The following is a 20909-nucleotide window of genomic DNA, read 5'->3' on the forward strand; positions in this document are numbered from 1 at the left end:
CAACGGAGTGTCAACTTCTTCAAAACGAGGTCCCGATCTGGAATTGCAATTTCTGAATTCTATCGCCCGGCTTCTTGCGAAGCGGCACGGCGAAGGCAAAACGCAGCGGCCCGAGCGGCGATATCCAGCTGAAACCAATGCCCGTGGAGGCGCGTAGCCCCCCGCACTGAGCTTTTCGTTGTCGCCATAGAGGCCGCCGATGTCGACGAAGCCAAACAAGCGCAGGGTGCGGTCATTGCCGACGCCTGGGAAGGGCGTGATGAACTCGGTGTTGAGAGTCACCTTGCGCGTGCCGCCGATGAAAGCGCCTGTCACGTCGCGCGGTCCCAGCGTGGACTGATCGTAGCCCCGCACCGAGCCCAAGCCGCCGGAGTAGAAATTCTTGAATACCGGGAATGGCCTGCCACTCAGGCCCTTGCCCCAGCCTACTTCACCGTTGAAAGCCAGCGTGTACTGCTTGGACAGCGGAATGTACTGCTGATACTGGTAGTTACCCTTGATATAACGGGCATCGCCCAGCAGACCCAGCTCACCCATCAAGCGCTGATAGCGGCCAGAGTTGGGGGCCAGCGCGCTGTCACGGGAATCGCGCGACCAGCCCAGGGTGAACGGGAAGGAGGTGCTCGAATAACCGAATTGCTCGGCGTAGGCGAGATAGGCCGCCGGGATGTTGGTGCCGGGCTTGATCTGCGTGCGCTCGGCATTCATGCCAAGGTACACGGTATCCAGCTCAGTCACGGGCACACCGAACTTCAGCCCGCCGCCCATGGTGACCAGGGTGTAGTTGCCCCCCTGATCCTGGTAGGGCTTCTGGGTCTTGTAGAAGACATCCACCGTGCGCGAGATGCCGTTCGCAGTGAAATAGGGATCAGTGGCGCTGACCACGACCGTACGGTTGTACTTGCCGGTGTTGAGCTGCAGGTCAAGCCGGTTGCCGGAGCCGAACACGTTGTCCTGCGACAGGCCGAAGGTAAACGAGAGCTTTTCGGCCGACGAGTAACCTGCGCCGATCGACACGCTGCCGGTGGGCTTTTCCTTCACCTGGACATTCAGATCCACCTGATCTGGTGCGCCAGGCACTTCCGCCGAGGTGATGGACAGCTCGGTAAAGTACCCCAGCCGGTCTACCCGGTCGCGCGAGAGCCTGATTTTCTCGCCGTCATACCACGAAGACTCATACTGGCGGAACTCGCGCCGGATGACTTCGTCGCGTGTCTTGGCATTGCCCTGGATGTTGATGCGCCGCACGTAGGCCCGGCGCGAAGGATCGGCATGAAGCACGATATTCACGCGGTTGTTGGCCCGGTCGACATCAGGACGCGGCTCCACGGTGGCGAAGGCGAAGCCATAGTCGCCGAAGTGATCGGTGAAGGCCTTGACGGTGGCAGCTACCTGGTCGGCGTTGTAGGCCTCGCCCGGCTTGATGGTGACAAGGGACTTGAACTCGTCGTCCCTGTCCAGGTAGTTGCCATCCAGCGACACGCCAGAGACGACGAAACGCTCGCCTTCAGTGACGTTGATGGTGATATTGATGGATTCCTTGTCGGGCGCCATCGCGACCTGGGTGGAATCGATCTTGAAATCGAGATAGCCGCGCGTGAGATAGTACGAGCGCAGTGCTTCCAGATCGGCATTCAGCTTGGCGCGCGAATACTGGTCGCTCTTGCTGTACCAGCTCATCCAGCCACCGGAATCGAGATCGAACAGATCCTTGAGCGTGCCGGTGGAGAATGCCTGGTTGCCGACGATGTCGATGCTCTTGATGCGTGCAGCCCGGCCTTCCGTGATGTTGAAGGTGAGATTGACCTGGTTGCGCTCGGTCGGGGTAACGGTGGTCACCACTTCGGCGCCATAGAGGCTGCGGTTGATGTACTGACGCTTGAGCTCCTGCTCGGCGCGGTCGGTCAAGGCCTTGTCATAAGGGCGGCCAGGCGCAAGGCCTGCATCGCGCAGCGCTCCTTGCAGCGCCTCCTTGTTGAATTCCTTGTTGCCGGCGAATTCGACCGACGCCACCGTGGGCCGCTCCTGGACGATCACGACGAGCACATTGCCGCTGACTTCCAGCCGCACGTCAGTGAAAAGTCCCAGGGCGAACAGCGAACGGATGGCGGCCGCCCCTTTGTCGTCGTTGTAGGTGTCGCCGACGCGCACGGGGATGGAGGCAAACACCGTGCCCGGCTCGACGCGTTGGAGGCCCTCCACGCGGATATCGGAAACAGTGAACGGATCGACCGCCCAGGCCATTTGCGCGGCGAAGGCCAGCGAAACGAAAGAGGCCACGGTGCGCAAGCGGAAACGGTGAGCTAGTAACTTCATGAGCGAGTGCGTTTGGAGCCGGCTTCAGTGCGGCAAGTGAATCAGCCTAGACGGTTGGCAACATCGTTGTACATTGCGATCGCCATCATGGTCAGCAACAGGAACATGCCTATATATTGAAGGCGGTCAAGCCAGACACCGGAAACGGGCTTACCCGTTACCATCTCCCAAAGATAATACATCAGGTGCCCGCCATCAAGGACAGGGATAGGCAACAGATTGAGCACGCCCAGGCTGACACTGATGAAGGCGAGAAACCCCAGATAGTAGGTCAAGCCGAGACTGGCGGACTTGCCGGCGTAGTCGGCAATCGCGATCGGCCCGCTCAAATTCTTCAAGGAAAGCTCGCCCACGATCATGCGGCCAAGCAGGCGCAGCGAGAGGGTCGAGACCTCCCACACGCGCACTACCCCTGCCCACAGGCCGTCCAGCGGACCATGGCTGACCAGCACCATATCCGGCGCGCCCCCCACATAGGCACCAATGCGGCCGATCCGCTGACCGCCATCCTCACGCAGATCGGGTTGCACTTCGATCGACATCGTCCGGCCAGAGCGCTCGATCTGCCAGGTCGTGGCAGGGGGCGGGCCGTCCTTGGCGGATGAGCGGATCAATTCCCGCAACTGTTGTCCGTCGACAATCACCGTATTCCCGATTTTCACCACCAGATCGCCGGGCTGCAAGCCGGCGCGCTCGGCGGCGGCGCCTTCGGCCAGTTCGCCGATTTCGGGGCGGGAAAGCGGGGCCAGAATACCGATCTGGCGGAACAGCCCCGCATTGACCTCATTGACCGAAAGCCCGGACAAGGGCAGCCTCAGCTCACGGCCTCGGCCTTCGGTGCCCGCAGAAACCTCGAGCAGCACGTCCTTACCGTCGAGCGCACCGCGGGTCAGCACCCAGCGCAGGCTTTCAAAGGAGGCCACAGGCTCCAACTCGTCTCCCACGAGGGCGGCTCGGCGCACTAATTCGCCCCCTTGCAGGCCGGCACGCTCGGCCAGGGAGTCGGCCACAGGGGGGCCAGCACGGCGCGCGGCTCTTCGACGCCAATCCAGCTCACCAGCGCGTACAGAAGCACAGCCAACACCAGATTGGCCACCGGCCCGGCGGCAACAATCAGGGCACGTGACCGCAACGGCTGCGTATTGAACGCCAGGTGGCGCTCTTCAGCCGCCACGGGCCCTTCGCGCTCGTCGAGCATCTTGACGTAGCCACCCAGCGGGAGCGCACAGAGGACGAATTCAGTCCCTTGCCCGGGCCGCTGCTTCTTCGGCTGCCAGCGCACCAACGGCCTGCCAAAGCCGACGGAGAAACGCAGCACCTTGACCCCGCAAGCCACGGCCATGCGGTAGTGTCCCCATTCGTGCACGGCGATCAGCACGCCCAGGGCGACGACGAAAGCGACCAGCGTTAGCATTCAGGACTCCCCCTGAGGCGCTTACACGCCCTCCCCCAGAGGGGGACGCCGCCAGCGGCCTGGCAAAGCCAGCTCCGCGGCAGCCCCGAATAAGCGCCATCTGGGAACGTCTTACTCTCACTTCGCACGGCGACGGACCTCTTCTTCAGCCGCGCGGCGGGCGGTGGCATCCAGGGCCAGCAGTTCTGGCAAGGAGCCCGGCGCCACGAGAGGGACGGCGGCCAGGGTGGCGGCATTGATCGCGTGAATATCGGAAAAACCGATGCGCTGCTCCAGGAAGGCGGCTACAGCGACCTCATTGGCAGCGTTGAGCACGGCGGTGGTTCCTTCTGGGGCACGTAGAGCGTCCCATGCCAGGAACAAGCCTGGGAAACGCTCACGGCTCGGGGGCTCGAAGTGAAGCCCGGCCAGCGTGGAAAAATCGAGCCGGGCAGCACCGCTTTCGATCCGCGCAGGCCATGAGAGGCCGTAGGCAATCGGCACGCGCATATCAGGCGTGCCCAATTGCGCAAGCACCGATGCGTCGGTGAACTCGACCATCGAGTGGATGATCTGCTGAGGATGAATCACGACTTCGATCTGCTCCGGGGTCAGATCGAACAGCCAGCGCGCTTCGATGACTTCGAGCGCCTTGTTCATCATGGTGGCCGAGTCCACCGATATCTTGCGGCCCATCGCGAAGTTGGGGTGCGTGCAAGCCTGGTCGGGTGTCATGCGCGGCAAGTCGGAAAGCGGTGTCTGGCGGAAGGGTCCGCCCGAGGACGTGAGGTGAATGCGGCTGATGCGCCCTGCCCAACCGGCAGGATCTTCCGGAAGACACTGGAAAATCGCCGAATGCTCGCTGTCGATCGGCAACAGGGTAGCTCCGCCTTCCCGCACGGCATTGATGAAGAGCTGCCCCCCTACGACCAGAGCCTCCTTGTTGGCCAGAAGCAGGCGTTTGCCCGTCCGTGCCGCCGCCAGGCAAGGGGCCAGGCCCGCAGCGCCGACAATGGCGGCCATGACGGTATCCGTACCATCATCGGAGGCAATGCGTTCGATGGCTTCCGCGCCGGCGGTCACCACGGTGTCCAGCCCGTTTTGGCGGATCTTCTCCGCCAGCGCGCAGGCGTGGGCTTCGCTGGCCATCGCCACAACCCGAGGCTTGAAACGTGCCACCTGCGCCAGCATGGCGTCCACTTGCGTGGCCGCCGTGAGCGCGACCACCTCGAAATGCTCAGGATGGCGAGCCACTACATCCAGCGTGTTGGTCCCAATGGACCCTGTGGAGCCGAGAATGGCCACACGCTGTTTCTTGATCATCTTCACGCAGCACCTCTGCTTACAGTCACCAGCATCATGGCCAGCGGCAAGACCGGGAGCAGAGCATCCACCCGGTCGAGTACACCGCCATGGCCAGGAAGCAGCCCGCTCGAATCCTTGACGCCGGCGCTGCGTTTGACCAGGGACTCCACCAGATCACCCACGACGCTCATGGCCGACAGAAAGACGCAGCCCGCCAGTAAAAACCACCCGCCACGCTCGTAGAGGCGCGTGTACAGGCTGGGGGAGCCTACCGAATAGGTCCGGTCAACCCAGATCCAGATGCAAGCCACCAGCAGCACGCCGAGCATGCCGCCCCATACGCCTTCCCAACTCTTGCCCGGACTGATGGCCGGCGCCAGCTTGGCTCGGCTGAATTTTCCACCCATCCCCCGGCCGACAAAATAGGCAAACACGTCCGCGGCCCATACCAGCACGAAAATCGACAACAGAAAATTGATGCCGACGGTACGGGCTTGCGCCATGGCCAGCCAAGCTGTGCACAGCACCGCGATGCCGCCCAGCCAGCGCAACCCGCGCGGCAGCCGTGGCCAACCCGGTACGCCGCGCTGAATCAACCATGCGCCGCCCGGCACCCCGACCAAGGCCGCCGCCAGCCAGAGCAACGGCATCGGCCGCTCCACCGCCCCGCTCCACCACATCAGAGCGCAGAGCAAGGCGCAGAGGGCTCCGGATGCGAGCGCCACCGCCCCGCTCCACCCCACCAGGCGCGACCACTCCCATGCAGCCGCGGCGATCAGCACCAGAGACAAGGCGATGAAAGGCGCGGGCGCCCGCGCGAACAAGGCCGGCAGCAGGATAGCCAGCAGAATCAGAGCGGTAATGACGCGCTGTTTGAGCATATCAGTGGCGCCCAACCGCCCGAAAGCACCGATGCGCTCGCCCGGTGAGCAGCAAGCGAAGTGAGCATGGATGCTTCATCTCAGGCCACGGCTTGCGTGCCAGCCTTGGCAACTTGCGCCGAAGTCTTGCCGAAACGCCGTTCACGTTGCGCGAAAGCAGCCAATGCTTCATCCAGCGCTGCCTCGTCGAACTCAGGCCACAGGCGGTCGCTGAAAAACAATTCGCTGTAGGCGCATTGCCACAGCAGGAAGTTGCTGATGCGCTGCTCACCGCCCGTACGGATCAACAGATCCGGGTCAGGCACATGGGCGAGCGCCATGGCGCGGCCCAGCGACTCCTCAGTGACGGGCTGACCGGCCCGCACCACGCTGGCGGCGGCCTGCACGATGTCCCAACGGCCGCCATAATTGAAGCAGACATTGAGCACCATGCCTTTGTTGCTGGCGGTCTCGGCCTCGGCCGCCGCCAACCCCGCGCGTACGCGCTCCGACAGCCCCGAACGTTCGCCGACGAAATGCAGGCGGATGCCCGCGCTCTTGAGCTCCGGCACCTCGCGCGTGAGCGCAGTGGCCAGCAGATCCATCAAGCTGCTCACCTCTTCGGCGGGGCGATTCCAGTTTTCGGACGAAAAGGCGAACACGGTGAGCACCTGCACCCCCGTTCGGCGCACGCGCGTATGCAGCGCCGTAGCGATTCAACCCCTTGACGATGGCCGGCCACCCGCGGCAGCAGGCGCCGATGCGCCCAGCGGCCGTTGCCATCCATCACGATGGCCACGTGGTGCGGCACGCTAGTGTGGCGGGATTTCGTCATACGCTGGCTCAAACAGCCATGATTTCCTGTTCCTTGGAAGCCACGAGCACATCGATCTCGGCGATGTGCTTGTCGGTGACTTTCTGCACGTCGGCTTCGGCGCGCTTCTGATCATCCTCAGAGGCTTCCTTGTCCTTCACCAGCTTTTTCACGGCCTCGTTGGCATCGCGGCGCAGGTTTCGGATGGCGATCTTGGCTGCTTCACCTTCCTGGCGCACGACCTTGGTCATTTCCTTGCGGCGCTCTTCGCTCATCGGCGGCATCGGCACACGGATGAGGTCCCCCATGTTGGCGGGATTGAGGCCCAATTCGCTTTCGCGGATGGCTTTTTCGATTTTCGCGCCCATGCCTTTTTCCCACGGCTGCACGCTGATCGTGCGCGCATCCAGCAAGGACACGTTGGCCACCTGCGACAGCGGCACATTGTTGCCGTAGTACTCGACGTGGATGGTGTCCAGCAGCGCGGGATTGGCCCGGCCGGTGCGGATCTTGGTCAGGTTGTTCTTGAAGGCCGCAATGGATTGATCCATTTTGCCCTGGGTGGTTTGCTTGATTTCGGCAATCGTCATATGAGTCTCTCCATCGTGGAATTATCGCCACGTACCGGCGCCGGCGCGAAACGCCAACAGCCGGCGGACTGAATCAGCCTTCGCGGGGCCCAAAAATAGAGCTGCTGCAGGCCTAAGAACGTGAACACGCTCTAAACGTGCACCAGGGTGCCTTCGTCTTCTCCCATCACCACGCTCTTGAGCGCGCCCGCCTTGAAGATCGAAAACACCTTGAGCGGCAGCTTCTGGTCCCGGCACAGGGCAAAGGCGGTCGCATCCATGATGCCGAGGTTGCGGCTCATGGCTTCGTCAAAAGTGATTTTGGCGTAACGGGTGGCCTCAGGGTCTTTCTTGGGATCCGCAGTGTAGACGCCATCGACCTTGGTAGCCTTGAGTACCAGCTCTGCCCCGATCTCAGCGCCCCGCAGCGCTGCCGCAGTATCGGTGGTGAAGAAGGGGTTGCCGGTGCCCGCGGCGAACACAACCACCTTGCCTTCTTCCAGGTATTGCAGCGCCTTCGGCCTCACATACGGCTCGACCACTTGCTCAATCGCAATGGCCGACATCACCCGGGCCGTCAGGCCGCTCTTGTTCATGGCATCTGCCAGCGCCAGCGCGTTCATCACAGTGGCGAGCATTCCCATGTAATCGGCCGTGGCGCGGTCCATGCCGGCGGAACCGCCCGCCACACCGCGGAAAATGTTGCCGCCGCCAATCACCACCGCCACCTGGACACCCATGTGAGTGACCTCAGCGATTTCGCCCACGATACGCTCGATGGTGGCGCGGTTGATGCCAAAGGCATCGTCGCCCATCAGGGCTTCGCCAGAGAGCTTGAGCAGAATTCGCTTATGGGCAGGTTTGGCTTTGGTCATCGGCAGGCTCCGGGGGGTGTGCGACGGTACGACAGTCTACAAGTGATTGATTCAAAAGGCCGCGGAGCTGGCCGTTGGGAGGTGTATTTCAGGAAAAAAGCGGCTAGCCACTCCGGACACGCCGCTTACCCTCACCCGGCTCTCTCCCGCGCGCGGGAGAGAGAATAAAAATCAGACGGCTGCGGAGCAAGCCATCTCAGGGCAACCGCGGAGCTGGCTTTGCCAGGCCGCTGGTTGAGTCCCCCTTTAGGGGGAAGGCGCGCAAGCGCCTTAGGGGGTTAGCTTTTTTACCCCTTTTTAGCAGCAGCGACCTGAGCAGCCACTTCGGCGGCGAAGTCGTCCTGCTTCTTCTCGATGCCTTCGCCCACCACATAGAGCGTGAAGCCCTTGACCGTGGTGCCGCGCTCCTTGAGCATCTGCTCAACGGTCTGCTTGTCGTTCTTCACGAACGGCTGGTTGAACAGCGACACCTCCTTGAGGTATTTCTGCACCGAACCTTCGATCATCTTGGCAGCGATATCGGCCGGCTTGCCCGATTCCTGGGCCTTGGCGGTCGCCACGCTGCGCTCTTTCTCGATCAGCTCGGCAGGGACTTCGCTGCTGGCCAGGGCCACAGGCTTCATGGCGGCCACGTGCATGGCGACGTCACGGGCGGCGGCTTCATCGCCTGCATATTCCACCAGCACGCCAATGCGCGTGCCGTGCAGGTACGAGGCAACCTGGCTGCCAGCCTTGCGCACGAAGCGGCGGAAGCTCATGTTTTCACCGATCTTGCCGATCAGGCCCACGCGCACGTCTTCCAGCGTCGGACCGAAATCGCCCATCGTGAAAGGCAGCGCACCCAGGGCAGCCACATCAGCGGGATTGTGCTCGGCCACCAAGTCAGCAGCAGCCTGCGCCAGAGCCAGGAAGCTGTCGTTCTTGGTCACGAAGTCGGTTTCGCAGTTCACTTCGACCATGGCGCCGGTTTCGCCCTTGATCGAGGCCGTCACCACACCTTCGGCGGTCACGCGGGAAGCGGCCTTGCCAGCCTTGGTGCCCAGCTTGACGCGCAGCAGCTCTTCAGCCTTGGCCATGTCGCCATCGGCTTCGGTCAGGGCTTTCTTGCACTCCATCATGGGGGCGTCGGTCTTGGCGCGCAGTTCGGCGACCATGCTTGCAGTGATTGCTGCCATCGGTTTGCTCCAATCTTTCAGTAAGGCGCCAACTCGGATAAGCGTCAGCGCACAAAAAACAATTTAAAAAAAGGGGCGCTACACGCCCCTGTTGCCGCAGGCCGGGACCGGCCTTGCCAGATCAGGCGGCGCTGCCGTCCTCGACTTCGACGAATTCGTCTTCGCCTTCGGCGGCCACAGCCTTGACCACGTCGTTGACCGCATTGGCGCGGCCTTCAAGAATGGCGTCGGCGATACCGCGGGCGTAGAGAGTCACGGCCTTGGCGGAGTCGTCGTTGCCAGGAATCACGTAGTCGATGCCTTCGGGCGAATGGTTGGAATCGACCACGCCAATCAGGGGAATGCCCAGCTTCTTGGCTTCGGACACGGCAATCTTGTGGAAGCCGACGTCGATGATGAAGATGGCATCAGGCAGGGCGTTCATGTCTTGAATGCCGCCGATGTCCTTCTCGAGCTTGGCCATTTCACGTGTGAAGGTGAGCTGTTCTTTCTTGCTCATGCCTTCGAGGCCGGCTTCCTGCTGAGCCTTCATGTCCTTCAGACGCTTGATGGAGGTCTTGACGGTTTTGAAGTTGGTCAGCATGCCGCCCAGCCAACGCTGCTCGACATAGGGCACGCCGGCGCGGCGGGCTTCTTCGGACACGATTTCACGGGCCTGGCGCTTGGTGCCCACCATCAGGATGGTGCCACGGTTGGCAGCCAGCTGGCGCGCGAACTTTTGCGCCTCCTGGAACATCGGCAGCGATTTTTCCAGGTTGATAATGTGGATCTTGTTGCGGTGACCGAAGATGTACGGAGCCATCTTGGGGTTCCAGAAGCGCGTTTGGTGACCGAAGTGGACGCCAGCTTCCAGCATTTCACGCATGGTGACGGACATGAGTATTCCTTTGACAAAGGTTGGGTCTAAAATCCAGCCCGCTCATTGCCCTTGGCCACTGCGGATTTCCATCGAGGAAATCCCAAGAACCCGGGGCAACACCTTGTAGGGACTGGTTTGCGATTTGTCTTGCCGGGCGCCACAAGTTGTAAAGGCACCATCAGCAAAACCTGTCGATTATAGCTCGGCGCAACAAACCCCTCTTCCAACCCCCTACTTCCCATCGCGCCGCAGCCACGTCAGCGCCGGCCGGCCGCTCCATCGAAGCCCCTGCCTCCTTCCATGAACATCGCCATCATCGGTGCCGGCATCATCGGCGTCACCACTGCCTATGAGCTGGCTGCCGACGGGCACGCCGTGACCGTGTTCGAGCGCCATACCAGCCTGGCCGAGGAAGCCAGCTTCGCCAATGCGGGCGTCATTTCAACCAGTTGGGCCACTCCCTGGCAAGCTCCGAGCATGGCGAGCAGACTGGGCCAGACCGCGCTGGCGCGCCCAGCCATGGTGCGCATGGTGCGCCCCTGGAATGCCGCAGATCTGGGCTGGATGCGCCGCTGGTCGGCGGCTCGCCAGCCAACCACCTATACCGCCAACCGGGCCCGCCTGCAGCGCCTGGCGCTCTATAGCCGGCATCAACTCCAGGAACTCTCCGAACGCCTGACCTACACCTTCGACCGCAAGGAAGGCTATCTGGTGCTGCTGCGCAGCGAAAAGGATCATCATCTGGCGCAACCCGGCATGGAGGCCCTGCGAGAGCTGGGTGTACCGTTCCACGCCATCAGCGCGGCGGAGGCCCGGCAGATCGAACCCGCCCTGCACCCGCACACCCCACTGGCCGGCGCCCTTCATTTTCCGCAAGATGAAGTCGCCAATTGCCGTCAATTTGCGGTCATTGTGCGCGATGCGGCCGAGCAGTTCGGGGCACGTTTTTTGTTCAATACCCCAGTCGCAGGCATCGACAAGACCCAACCCGCCACCCTCCACCTCGAAAACGGGGCCGGCACGCAGCGCTTCGACGCCATTGTGCTGTGCGCCGGAGCGCAATCCGCCTCCCTGCTGGCTTCACTGGGCATCGGATTGCCCTTGCGCCCAGTCTATGGCTATTCAATCAGCGCCCATATTCCCGAACCTATCAATGCCCCGCGCAGCGGGGTAATGGATGAGCACTACAAAGTCGCGATCACTCGCCTTGGCCAACGTGTGCGCGTGTCGGGCATGGCGGAAATCGGCGGCGGCCCCTCCCATCTCGAAGACCGCGCCATGCGCACGCTCTACAAAGTGCTGGCCGACTGGTTCCCCGCAGCCGCGCGCTTGTCGATGGGGGTGCAGATCTGGAAAGGAGCCCGCCCCATGCTTCCAGACGGCCCCCCCGTCATCGGTGCGAGCGGTATCCCCGGCCTGTGGCTGAACCTGGGCCATGGAGCCAGTGGCTGGACCCTGGCGTGCGGATCAGCCCGGGTGCTGGCCGACCAAATCAGCGGACAGGCCCCTCAGATAGATATGGAAGGACTGGGGCTCGAACGCCTTTTCGGACGTTAAGAACTACGATGGCCGGCCGCGCGGCGGCGCCTGCGAACGAATCAGATCCAAGGCACACCGTAGTAGTCATACACTTTCCGGCCATAGTCCTCTGTGTATTCTGGATGAGAATCCTGTGCATAGCGCGGCGCCTTTTCAATCTGCTCCTTGGAAAGCGAGATCACGTATCCGCCCATGCCGGTGTCGTACTTCATGGAATCCCAGGGTAATGGGTATCGGTCCGTCCCGATGCCCAGAAACCCGCCGAACTCCATGACGGCATAACGGACATGCCCGGAAAGCTTATCGATCATGAGGTGATCGATAGAGCCCAATTTATCCCCATTGGGGTTGTATACGGCCGTTCCGTTGACCTTGTCCGAAGAGATAACACTGGATGTCGTGTTCATGCTGATCCTCCTGTGGAGAGGGTTGATGGAAACGATGATGAGCATCACCGCAGCGAGAACTTCCAGTCTCGGACTTTGCGCAGCCAAGGGCTGTAGGACCAAGGCCCCCATGCACCCAAGACATCTGCCAGCAGGCCGGTCATCCGCCCAAAGCGCCATTTCACGTGCGCTTTGAGATTGTTTCTGGAATCATGCAACCATGCCGCGCTTATTCTCCCCCTTGAAAATCCGCTATTGCACGATACAGCGGCCACGCGCCTGATCGAACAGGCCGCAGCCCTGCAGAGCCCTCCCCACGCCCTGATGCAACGTGCCGGACTGGCCGTGGCCCGGTTGGCCCTCGCCCTGGCGCCGCACGCGCGGACGATATGGATCGCCTGCGGCCCCGGCAACAATGGAGGCGATGGATTGGAGGCCGCGATGCACCTGCGCCACTGGGGTTTGAACCCTGTGGTGACATGGCTGGGCAATGCCGAGCGAGCGCCTGACGATGCACGCGCATCCTTCGCACGGGCGCGCGGTGCGGGCGTGCATTTTGCCGACGAGCCACCTCTGCTCGAAGCAGATGACCTGTGTATTGATGCGCTCCTGGGTATCGGCGCCGCACGTGCGCCTGGAGGACGCATGGCCGACTGGCTCACCCGAATGGCGGTAAGCCCGGCGCTCAGGCTGGCTGTCGACCTACCCAGCGGATTGAACGCGGATACAGGCGAGTGGTTGGCGCCGGAAGCGGCCTCCTCAGGACCTCACACCCGCACGCCACGCCATCACACCCTGAGCCTGCTCACGCTCAAGCCTGGCCTTTTCACGGCGCACGGCCGCGACGCGTGCGGCACGCTTTGGTTTGATGATCTGGGTGTCACGCCCACAGAGCCCGCCACCGCCCGGCTGAACGCGCCACCCCCTTCCGCCCCGCGCCCGCACGCCAGCCATAAAGGTACGTGGGGTGATGTCGCGGTGATCGGCGGCGAGAGCGATGCCGCGCGCGGCATCGCCATGTGCGGAGCCGCCTTGCTGGCAGCCCGCGCAGCATTGCACGGAGGTGCCGGGCGTGTGTATGTCAGCCTGCTGGGCGATGCCGGCCCCATGCTCGACATGACAGCACCAGAGTTGATGTTCCGCCGCATCGATGCGCTGGAGCTACAGACCCTCACCGCGGTGTGCGGCTGCGGCGGAGGCGAGGCCGTCAGATCTGTGCTGCCTCAAGTACTGAAGACCGCACCGCGCCTTGTCCTGGATGCCGACGCCCTGAATGCGATCGCGGTCGACGCCGTCTTGCAAACGGCACTGGCTAACCGGGCGCCACAGGGGCAAGCCACAGTGTTGACTCCGCACCCGCTGGAGGCAGCCCGTCTTCTGGCCCGCCCCACCGCCCAGATACAAGCAAGCCGCCTGGCCGCGGCCCACGAACTGGCACAACGCTTTCAGTGTGCCGTCGTACTCAAAGGCTCCGGCACGGTCATCGCCGCCCCCGGCCATATACCGCGCATCAACCCCACAGGCAACGCGCGCCTGGCCACGGCCGGCACAGGCGATGTGCTCGCAGGCATGATCGGCGCCCAACTGGCTGCAGGAAGCGATGCCCTGGAAGCGGCCAGCACCGCCGTCTGGCGGCACGGCCATGCCGCCGACATCTGGCCCAGGGAAACCCCGCTGACGGCGGGAAGACTGTGCTGAGAACGTGTCCTAAACGAAAGGCCGCGGAGCAGGCCATCCCAGAGCACCCGCGGAGCTGGCTTTGCCAGGCCGCCAGGTGCGTCCCCCTGGGGGAAGGCGCGCCAGCGCCTCAGGGGGGCCTACCCCCTCCCCACGAACGGCATCTTGGTGGCCATTACCGTGTGGAACAACACATTGGCCTGCAAGGGCAAGTTGGCCATGTAAACCACCGACTGGCCGACGACCGCCACGTCCATGCGAGGCTCCTCCATCGTCTGGCCGTTGGCCTGCAGAATGCCGGCCGCCATGCGTTCGGTCATCTCGGTCGCGGCATTGCCGATATCGATCTGCCCCACCGCGATATCGTGCGCACGGCCATCCAGCGCCCCCGTCTTGGTCAACCCGGTCACGGCGTGCTTGGTCGCTGTGTAGGCGATCGAATGCGGGCGCGGCGCATACGCGGAAATGGAGCCATTGTTGATGATGCGGCCGCCGCGCGGCGACTGCGACTTCATCACACGGAAGGCCGCCTGCATGCAATAGAACATGCCGCTCAGGTTGACATCGACCACTGTCCGCCATTGCTCCGCGGTCAACTCGTCCAGAGGGACCGCCGGCGCCCCCGTGCCCGCGTTGTTGAATAGCAGATCAACCCTGCCAAAGGCGTTCACCGCTTCATCGAACAGGTGCTTGACCGCCACCGAATCAGCCACATCCGTAGGCACCGCCAACGCCCGGGCGCCAGCCCCCGACTCCTCGATGACCTGCTGCAGCGGCCCGGCCCGGCGGCCAGCCAGCGCCACTTGCCAGCCATCTGCCAACAGGGCCAGGGCGGCAGCCTTGCCAATGCCGGAGCCGGCACCAGTGACGATGGCAGCCCGACGTGCGGATGAACGCGTGGATGCATTACTCATGACTCATGACCTCGCCGTTCAACGCCGTGATTTCTTCTGTTTACCGCCTCGTGCCTTGGCCGCCGCCTTCTTGACAGCGGATTTCAGAGCCTCGATGGGCGAAGGATGGTGACGAACACCGGCAGCCGCCTCGATATCGCCCCGCTCCTTGTCTCGCGCCTTGCGCGCTGCACGTTTGGCCGAGCTCTTGGAGGGCACGCCGCGTTCGCCAGCCAGTCCCACCCCCTTGTCACGCAAGGCGCGGGTGGTCAGATCTTCGCCGTCATGCACCAGCCGGAAGTCGATCTTGCGGCCGTCCAGATCCACTCGGCTGACCTGCACGCGCACCCGCGTGCCCAGACCGTAGCGGATACCCGTGCGTTCACCACGCAACTCCTGCCGCACTTCGTCGAAGCGGAAATATTCACCACCCAGCTCGGTGATGTGCACGAGGCCTTCCACATAGAGCTCGTCCAGCGTGACGAACAACCCGAAAGTGGTCGCAGCCGTCACCGCGCCGCTGAACTCCTCGCCCAGGTGCTCGCGCATGTATTTGCACTTGAGCCAGGCCTCCACATCCCGGCTGGCCTCGTCCGCGCGGCGCTCATTGGCGCTGCAATGCAGGCCGGCAGCCTCCCAGGCGAGCAGCTCGGCAGAGGGCCGCTTGAGGGGCCGATCATCGGCACGCTGGCGCGAGGCCTTGTTCTTCTGCAGACGGCGGCTGAGTTTTTCATGGGCCTCGCCTGGCGTGGGCAACTCCGGCAACTGATAGCGGCGCTTGGCCAGGATGGCCTTGATCACGCGATGTACCAGCAGATCGGGGTAGCGCCTGATCGGACTGGTGAAGTGCGTGTAGGCCTCATAGGCCAGGCCGAAATGGCCGCTGTTATGCGGCGAATAGATCGCCTGGCTCATCGAGCGCAGCAGCATCATATGGATCTGCTGAGCATCAGGGCGGTCCTTGGTGGCCTCCGCGATGTGCTGGAACTCGCTTGGCTTGGGAACCTCGCTGACGGAAAGACCCAGACCCAACGCTTTCAGGTAATTGCGCAGAATGTCCTGCTTCTCGGGTGTGGGACCTTCATGCACACGGTACAGGCCGGCGTGCTTGCCTTGCTGAATGAAGTCGGCGCTGCAAACGTTGGCCGCCAACATGCATTCCTCGATCAGCCTGTGCGCCTCATTCCGGGTGCGCGGCACAATTTTTTCGATGCGGCCATTTTCGTCGCAGACGATCTGTGTCTCGGTGGTTTCGAAATCCACCGCGCCGCGCTCTGTGCGGTTTTTCAGCAACACACGGTACACATCGTGCAGGTTGATCAGATCCTGCACGCGCGCCTTCCGCTTGGCGGCCTCGGGGCCACGCGTATTGGCCAGGATCGCAGCCACCTCGGTATACGTGAAGCGCGCATGGCTCCACATGACTGCCGGGTAAAACTGATAGGCATGCACCTCGCCCTTGGCGGTCACAAGCATGTCACACACCATGCACAGGCGCTCGACCTCCGGGTTGAGTGAACACAGGCCGTTGCTCAGCTTTTCGGGCAGCATGGGGATGACGCGGCGCGGGAAATACACGCTGGTCGCCCGGTCATAGGCATCCACATCGAGCGGATGGCCCGTCTGCACGTAGTGACTCACATCAGCAATGGCTACCAGCAGGCGCCAGCCCTTGCTGCGCCCCACCTTGGCGGGTTCGCAATACACGGCATCATCGAAATCGCGCGCGTCCTCGCCATCGATGGTGACGAGTGCCACGTCGGTCAGATCGACGCGGCCGCGCTTGTCCTGGGCGCGCACCTGCTCAGGCAAGGCACGCGCCTCGCCGATGGCGGCATCGGAGAACTCGTGCGGCACGCCGTATTTGCGCACCGCGATCTCGATCTCCATGCCGGGGTCATCCACTTCGCCCAACACCTCCTTCACGCGGCCCACGGGTTGACCGTAGAGCGCAGGCGGCTCGGTCAGCTCGACCACCACGACCTGGCCTGGCCTGGCCTGGCCGACGGCCGCCTTGGGGATCATGACATCCTGGCCATAGCGCTTGTCTTCAGGTGCGACCAGCCACAAGCCTGCTTCATTCAGCAGACGCCCGATGATCGGATGCGGCGGCCTCTCGACGATCTCGACCACGCGCCCTTCGGGCCTGCCACGCCGATCCTGCCGCACCACACGTACCTTGACGCGGTCTCTATGCAACACCGCGCGCATCTCATTAGGGGGTAAATAAACGTCTGGTTCCCCATCGTCGCGGACCACAAAGCCGTGCCCGTCACGGTGGCCTTGAACCACGCCTTCAATTTCTTCCAACATTCCGCCGGATTTCTCCAAATTTTTGATATACAATTCGATCTTTCCTGAAATGCCCAGGTGGCGGAATTGGTAGACGCACTAGTTTCAGGTACTAGCGGGTAACTCCGTGGAGGTTCGAGTCCTCTCCTGGGCACCAACGATTATGTTGGCAATATGACTGGAAATTTGCCACAAGCATATTTCTTTTTAAAGAAAGCCACCTTCGGGGGGCTTTTTTGTTGCCTGATTCCATAAATATACAATTCGATCTTTCCTGAAATGCCCAGGTGGCGGAATTGGTAGACGCACTAGTTTCAGGTACTAGCGGGTAACTCCGTGGAGGTTCGAGTCCTCTCCTGGGCACCAACGATTATGTTGGGTAATACCACTGGAAATTTGCCATAAGCAAATTTCTTTTTAAAAAAGCCACTTCCAGGTGGCTTTTTTGTTGCCCGATACCACAGTTAATACCCCCACAAGCGGCCGCGGAGCAGGCCACTCAAGAGCAGCCGCGGAGCTGGCTTTGCCAGGCCGCTGGCTGCGTCCCCCGGGGGATGGCGCGTAGCGCCTCAGGGGAGAGAGTTAGATAGGGACAGCGACAAGATCATGTCCCTGGGTGCCCACGATGCGTGCGCGCGTAAATTCCCCTACCTTGAGTTGCTTGCTGATCTTCTCGGGCGGCAGCAGGTGCACCACACCGTCGATCTCGGGCGCATCCGCATAGCTGCGGCCCACACCGCCGCGCCGGCCCAGCGCGGGCGCTGAATCCACCAACACTTGCATCGTGGCGCCCACGCGTTCACGCAGCTTGGCAGTGGAAACCTCTTCGGCTACCGCCATGAAGCGCGCCCGCCTCTCTTCGCGCAGCTCAGCAGGCAACATGCCTGGCAATGCATTGGCCGTAGCCCCCTCGACCGGCGAGTAGGCAAAGCAGCCCGCCCGGTCAATGCGCGCTTCGCGAATGAAATCCAGCAGGTGCTCGAATTCCGCCTCCGTCTCTCCCGGAAAGCCGGCGATGAATGTGGACCGGATCACCAGTTCGGGGCACAGCTCACGCCAGCGGGCAATGCGCTCCAGATTCTTCTCGCCACTGGCGGGCCGCTTCATGCGGCGCAGCACGTCCGGGTGACTATGTTGCAGGGGAACGTCCAGGTAAGGCAGCACCTTGCCCTCCGCCATCAGCGGCACGATGGCATCCACGCTGGGATAAGGATAGACATAGTGCAGGCGCACCCAGGCGCCATGCGGTTCAGCCAGCTCGGCCAGCGCCTGCACCAGTTCGAGCATGCGCGTTCTCACCGGGCGGCCGTCCCAGAAGCCGGTACGGTATTTGGTATCCACCCCATAAGCGGAAGTATCCTGGCTGATCACCAGCAACTCTTTCACCCCGCCTTCGAACAAGGCACGCGCCTCCTTCAGGACATCGCCGATCGGCCGGCTGACCAGATCGCCGCGCATGGAGGGGATGATGCAGAAGGTGCAGCGGTGGTTGCACCCCTCGCTGATCTTCAGATAAGCATAGTGGCGCGGCGTGAGCTTGAGCCCTGCGTCACCGAAAGCGCCCGGCACCAGATCGAGAAACGGATCATGCGGCTTGGGGCAGTGCTGGTGCACCGCGTCCATTACCTCCTGAGTAGCATGCGGGCCGGTGACCGCCAGCACGGAGGGATGCAGCGATTTGACGAGATTGCGGGAATCATCCTCGGCGCCCGCCGCGCTACCGCTCGCGACGGTTTTCGCGCCCAGGCAGCCCGTGACGATCACCTTGCCATTGACGGCCAGCGCCTCGCCGATGGTATCCAGACTCTCCTTCACGGCATCGTCAATGAAACCGCAGGTATTGACGATCACCAGATCGGCGCCGTCAAAGGTCTTGCTCGTCTCATAGCCCTCGGCTGAAAGCTGGGTCAGGATCAGCTCCGAATCCGTTAAAGCCTTTGGACAGCCCAGACTGACGAAGCCAATACGTGGGGCGGGCGTGGAAATTTCACTCATACCCGGATTGTCGCAGGCCCGAAGACAAAGCACATCTGTCTTGTGGAAACCCTGCGAAGGTTCGCAAGGCTGCGGAGCAAGCCAAGCGGGGCCGCCGCGGAGCTGGCTTCGCCAGGCCGCAGGCGGCGTCCCTCGTTTTCATTGCCGGGCCGCTCCCAAAATGAAAACCACCCCACGGGGGGCAGCGGACCACGCGAAGCGGGGAGCGTGGGGGCCACTTTTCGGGGATGGCGCGCAGCGCCTCAGGGGGCGTCCTTTATCTCTTCATGCTGAAAGCATCCAGCATTTGCTCGGTCTGCTTCTGCATCTGCTCCTGCATCTGCAGGAAGACGTTTTTCGATTGTTCCAGATAGCTGCCCACCATGCCCTGCATCATGGGCGACTGCATGCGCATGAACTGAGACCAGGTCTCGGGCGTCAAACCCTGAGATTGTTCGGCCAGCTTGTTCTGGATTTCCATGAGTGACTGGATATTCTTTTCGATGCAAGCCCCCATGAAACCCTGCATCGCATGCCCATAGAAGCGGATGATATTGGCCAGCACCGCCTCGGTCAGCATCGGCGCCCCTCCGGCCTCCTCCTCCAGAATGATCAGCAGCAAAATGCTGCGCGTCAGGTCCTCACCCGTCTTGGCATCGGATACCACGAACGGTTCATGCGCCATCACCAGCGCCCGCACCTCGGTCAACGTGATGTAGGAAGACGTGCGCGTGTCGTACAGCCGCCGATTGGGGTACTTCTTGATCGTCCGCGGCGTCTTGGCTTTTGCTTCGCCCTGCGTCTCGGATGGCTTGTTACGTGATGTCATGAAAACTGAGACTCCCCCTCAGGCAAATGCTGCACTGCAACCATTCTAGGAGGGGCATGGGCAAAACCATGACAAGGCTTTCCCTTATACGCCGCACAAAAATCCCCATGGGCTTTCGCGCCTCAAGCGGTCCACCACCCCAAAATGGGGGGAATTCGGGTCAGCCTCCCATCAAACGGAGAACGTGGCTGAACGCCGCGTGGTAATAAGCTTCGTAGTTCTCCCGCTCCACAAAGCCAATATGCGGGGTGGCCAGGACATTGGAGAGCGCAATCAGCGCGCTGCTGGCGGTGCCGGCCGGCTCGCTCTCGAACACGTCGATCGCGGCGAAACCCGGCCTGCCGCGCCCGAGTGCAGCAGCCAACGCGCCGGGCGCAATCAATTCCGCCCGGGCTGTATTAACCAACAGCGCGTCCGTCTTCATGAGGGCTAGGTCCGCCGGGGTCACGATCCCGATGGTGTCAGCCACGAGCTTGAGGTGCAGGCTGAGGACATCGCTCCCTGCGAACAATTCGCGCCTGCCCTCATACGGCACATGGCCATCAGCAAGGGCCTGCGCGCGGGCACGGTCACTCCCCCATACCCGCACGTCCATACCGAACGCCTGTCCGTAGCGGGCTACTTGCCTTCCGACCCTTCCGTATCCCCAGATTCCTAATGTTTGCCCTCGGAGCCCGCGCCCAAGGGATTGCTGCCAGAGACCAGCGCGCAAGGCATTGGCTTCCTGCACCAAGTTTCTTCGGGACGCGAGTATGAGTGCCCAGCAAAGCTCGGCGGTCGGTGCGCCCGACCCGCCACCGTCCACAGTGTCAATGCCAAGCCGGTTGCACGCATCCCGGTCGATGCAATTGGGGAAAAGCCCCGCTGCACTGATCAGGCGCAGTTTGGGCAGCCGCTCCAGCAAGCGGGCTGACAGCGGTGTTCGCTCGCGGATGACGACCAATACCTGAAAATCTTTCAGCCGCTCCTCGAGCAGACCCTCATCGCGGACCGAGTCGTGAAAAATGGTCACGTCCCGGTCCTGGATCAACTGGTACGCATCCAAGGTGCGCACACACGCCTGATAGTCGTCCAGAATGGCAATCCGCATTTCGCTCTGTATCTTGTTCGGCATGTTGTTTTGAACCTCGTTCATTTTCAGGAGCATCCGCCA

The 20909-nt window shown here is 62.4% G+C and carries 14 protein-coding genes, 2 tRNA genes and 3 pseudogenes; 4 read left to right on the forward strand and 15 right to left on the reverse strand.

Going from position 1 to position 20909, the window contains the following annotated elements:
• Positions 1-19 precede the first annotated feature (19 nt).
• The 9 genes and pseudogenes from bamA to rpsB all read right to left on the reverse strand — a co-directional run bounded on the left by bamA (position 20) and on the right by rpsB (position 10184).
• Positions 20-2316: pseudogene (gene bamA / locus WJU18_RS24340) on the reverse strand (outer membrane protein assembly factor BamA).
• A gap of 41 nt (positions 2317-2357) precedes the next feature.
• Positions 2358-3730: pseudogene (rseP, locus tag WJU18_RS24345) on the reverse strand (RIP metalloprotease RseP).
• A 117-nt stretch (positions 3731-3847) separates the two neighbouring features.
• Complete coding sequence (gene ispC / locus WJU18_RS24350; protein ID WP_423456271.1) at positions 3848-5032, reverse strand: 1-deoxy-D-xylulose-5-phosphate reductoisomerase; 1185 nt, start codon at positions 5030-5032, stop codon at positions 3848-3850.
• Positions 5033-5034: 2 nt separating this feature from the next.
• A complete protein-coding gene (locus WJU18_RS24355; protein WP_423456273.1) occupies positions 5035-5895 on the reverse strand; it encodes a phosphatidate cytidylyltransferase in 861 nt (286 codons plus the stop codon).
• A gap of 80 nt (positions 5896-5975) precedes the next feature.
• Positions 5976-6709, reverse strand: a pseudogene (gene uppS / locus WJU18_RS24360) (polyprenyl diphosphate synthase).
• 8 nt (positions 6710-6717) lie between these two features.
• Complete coding sequence (gene frr / locus WJU18_RS24365; protein ID WP_423456274.1) at positions 6718-7278, reverse strand: ribosome recycling factor; 561 nt, start codon at positions 7276-7278, stop codon at positions 6718-6720.
• 131 nt (positions 7279-7409) lie between these two features.
• Positions 7410-8132 (reverse strand): UMP kinase, encoded by a 723-nt coding sequence (gene pyrH / locus WJU18_RS24370; RefSeq protein ID WP_423456276.1) that lies wholly within the window; start codon positions 8130-8132, stop codon positions 7410-7412.
• Positions 8133-8419: 287 nt separating this feature from the next.
• A complete protein-coding gene (tsf, locus tag WJU18_RS24375; protein WP_423456278.1) occupies positions 8420-9307 on the reverse strand; it encodes a translation elongation factor Ts in 888 nt (295 codons plus the stop codon).
• 121 nt (positions 9308-9428) lie between these two features.
• Positions 9429-10184 (reverse strand): 30S ribosomal protein S2, encoded by a 756-nt coding sequence (gene rpsB, locus WJU18_RS24380; protein ID WP_423456280.1) that lies wholly within the window; start codon positions 10182-10184, stop codon positions 9429-9431.
• A gap of 282 nt (positions 10185-10466) precedes the next feature.
• Here rpsB and WJU18_RS24385 point away from each other — a divergent pair, with 282 nt between their 5' ends.
• On the forward strand, positions 10467-11723 hold the full coding sequence (locus tag WJU18_RS24385; RefSeq protein ID WP_423456281.1) for a D-amino acid dehydrogenase: 1257 nt from the start codon (positions 10467-10469) through the stop codon (positions 11721-11723).
• 41 nt (positions 11724-11764) lie between these two features.
• Here WJU18_RS24385 and WJU18_RS24390 read toward each other — a convergent pair whose 3' ends face one another.
• Entirely contained in the window at positions 11765-12112 is a 348-nt protein-coding gene (locus WJU18_RS24390; protein WP_423456283.1) for a PRC-barrel domain-containing protein, read from the reverse strand.
• Between the two features lie 234 nt (positions 12113-12346).
• Between WJU18_RS24390 and WJU18_RS24395 the strand changes: the two genes are divergently transcribed.
• The gene (locus WJU18_RS24395) at positions 12347-13789 is read left to right on the forward strand and encodes an NAD(P)H-hydrate dehydratase (RefSeq protein WP_423456285.1); all 1443 of its coding nucleotides are present in this window, start codon (positions 12347-12349) and stop codon (positions 13787-13789) included.
• Between the two features lie 119 nt (positions 13790-13908).
• Here WJU18_RS24395 and WJU18_RS24400 read toward each other — a convergent pair whose 3' ends face one another.
• The gene (locus WJU18_RS24400) at positions 13909-14682 is read right to left on the reverse strand and encodes an SDR family oxidoreductase (RefSeq protein WP_423456287.1); all 774 of its coding nucleotides are present in this window, start codon (positions 14680-14682) and stop codon (positions 13909-13911) included.
• Positions 14683-14700: 18 nt separating this feature from the next.
• Positions 14701-16974, reverse strand: coding sequence for a ribonuclease R (gene rnr, locus WJU18_RS24405; protein ID WP_423456288.1), 2274 nt, complete (start codon positions 16972-16974; stop codon positions 14701-14703).
• 51 nt (positions 16975-17025) lie between these two features.
• On the opposite strand from rnr, the gene WJU18_RS24410 reads away from it, so the two are divergent.
• Together WJU18_RS24410 and WJU18_RS24415 are read left to right on the forward strand one after the other, a co-directional pair.
• Positions 17026-17110 (forward strand) — tRNA-Leu (locus WJU18_RS24410).
• 124 nt (positions 17111-17234) lie between these two features.
• Positions 17235-17319: transfer RNA gene (locus WJU18_RS24415), tRNA-Leu, on the forward strand.
• Between the two features lie 216 nt (positions 17320-17535).
• Here the strand turns inward: WJU18_RS24415 and rimO are convergent.
• The 3 genes from rimO to WJU18_RS24430 form a co-directional block, all read right to left on the reverse strand.
• Entirely contained in the window at positions 17536-18948 is a 1413-nt protein-coding gene (gene rimO / locus WJU18_RS24420) for a 30S ribosomal protein S12 methylthiotransferase RimO (RefSeq protein ID WP_423456290.1), read from the reverse strand.
• Positions 18949-19204: 256 nt separating this feature from the next.
• Positions 19205-19756: a polyhydroxyalkanoate synthesis repressor PhaR gene (gene phaR / locus WJU18_RS24425; RefSeq protein ID WP_423456292.1), complete on the reverse strand. Its 552-nt coding sequence runs from the start codon at positions 19754-19756 to the stop codon at positions 19205-19207.
• 160 nt (positions 19757-19916) lie between these two features.
• A complete protein-coding gene (locus WJU18_RS24430) occupies positions 19917-20903 on the reverse strand; it encodes a D-2-hydroxyacid dehydrogenase family protein (protein ID WP_423456294.1) in 987 nt (328 codons plus the stop codon).
• Positions 20904-20909: the final 6 nt, after the last annotated feature.

The sequence above is a fragment of the Ottowia sp. VDI28 genome (genome assembly GCF_049532675.1).
Taxonomy (GTDB): Bacteria; Pseudomonadota; Gammaproteobacteria; order Burkholderiales; family Burkholderiaceae_C; genus Ottowia.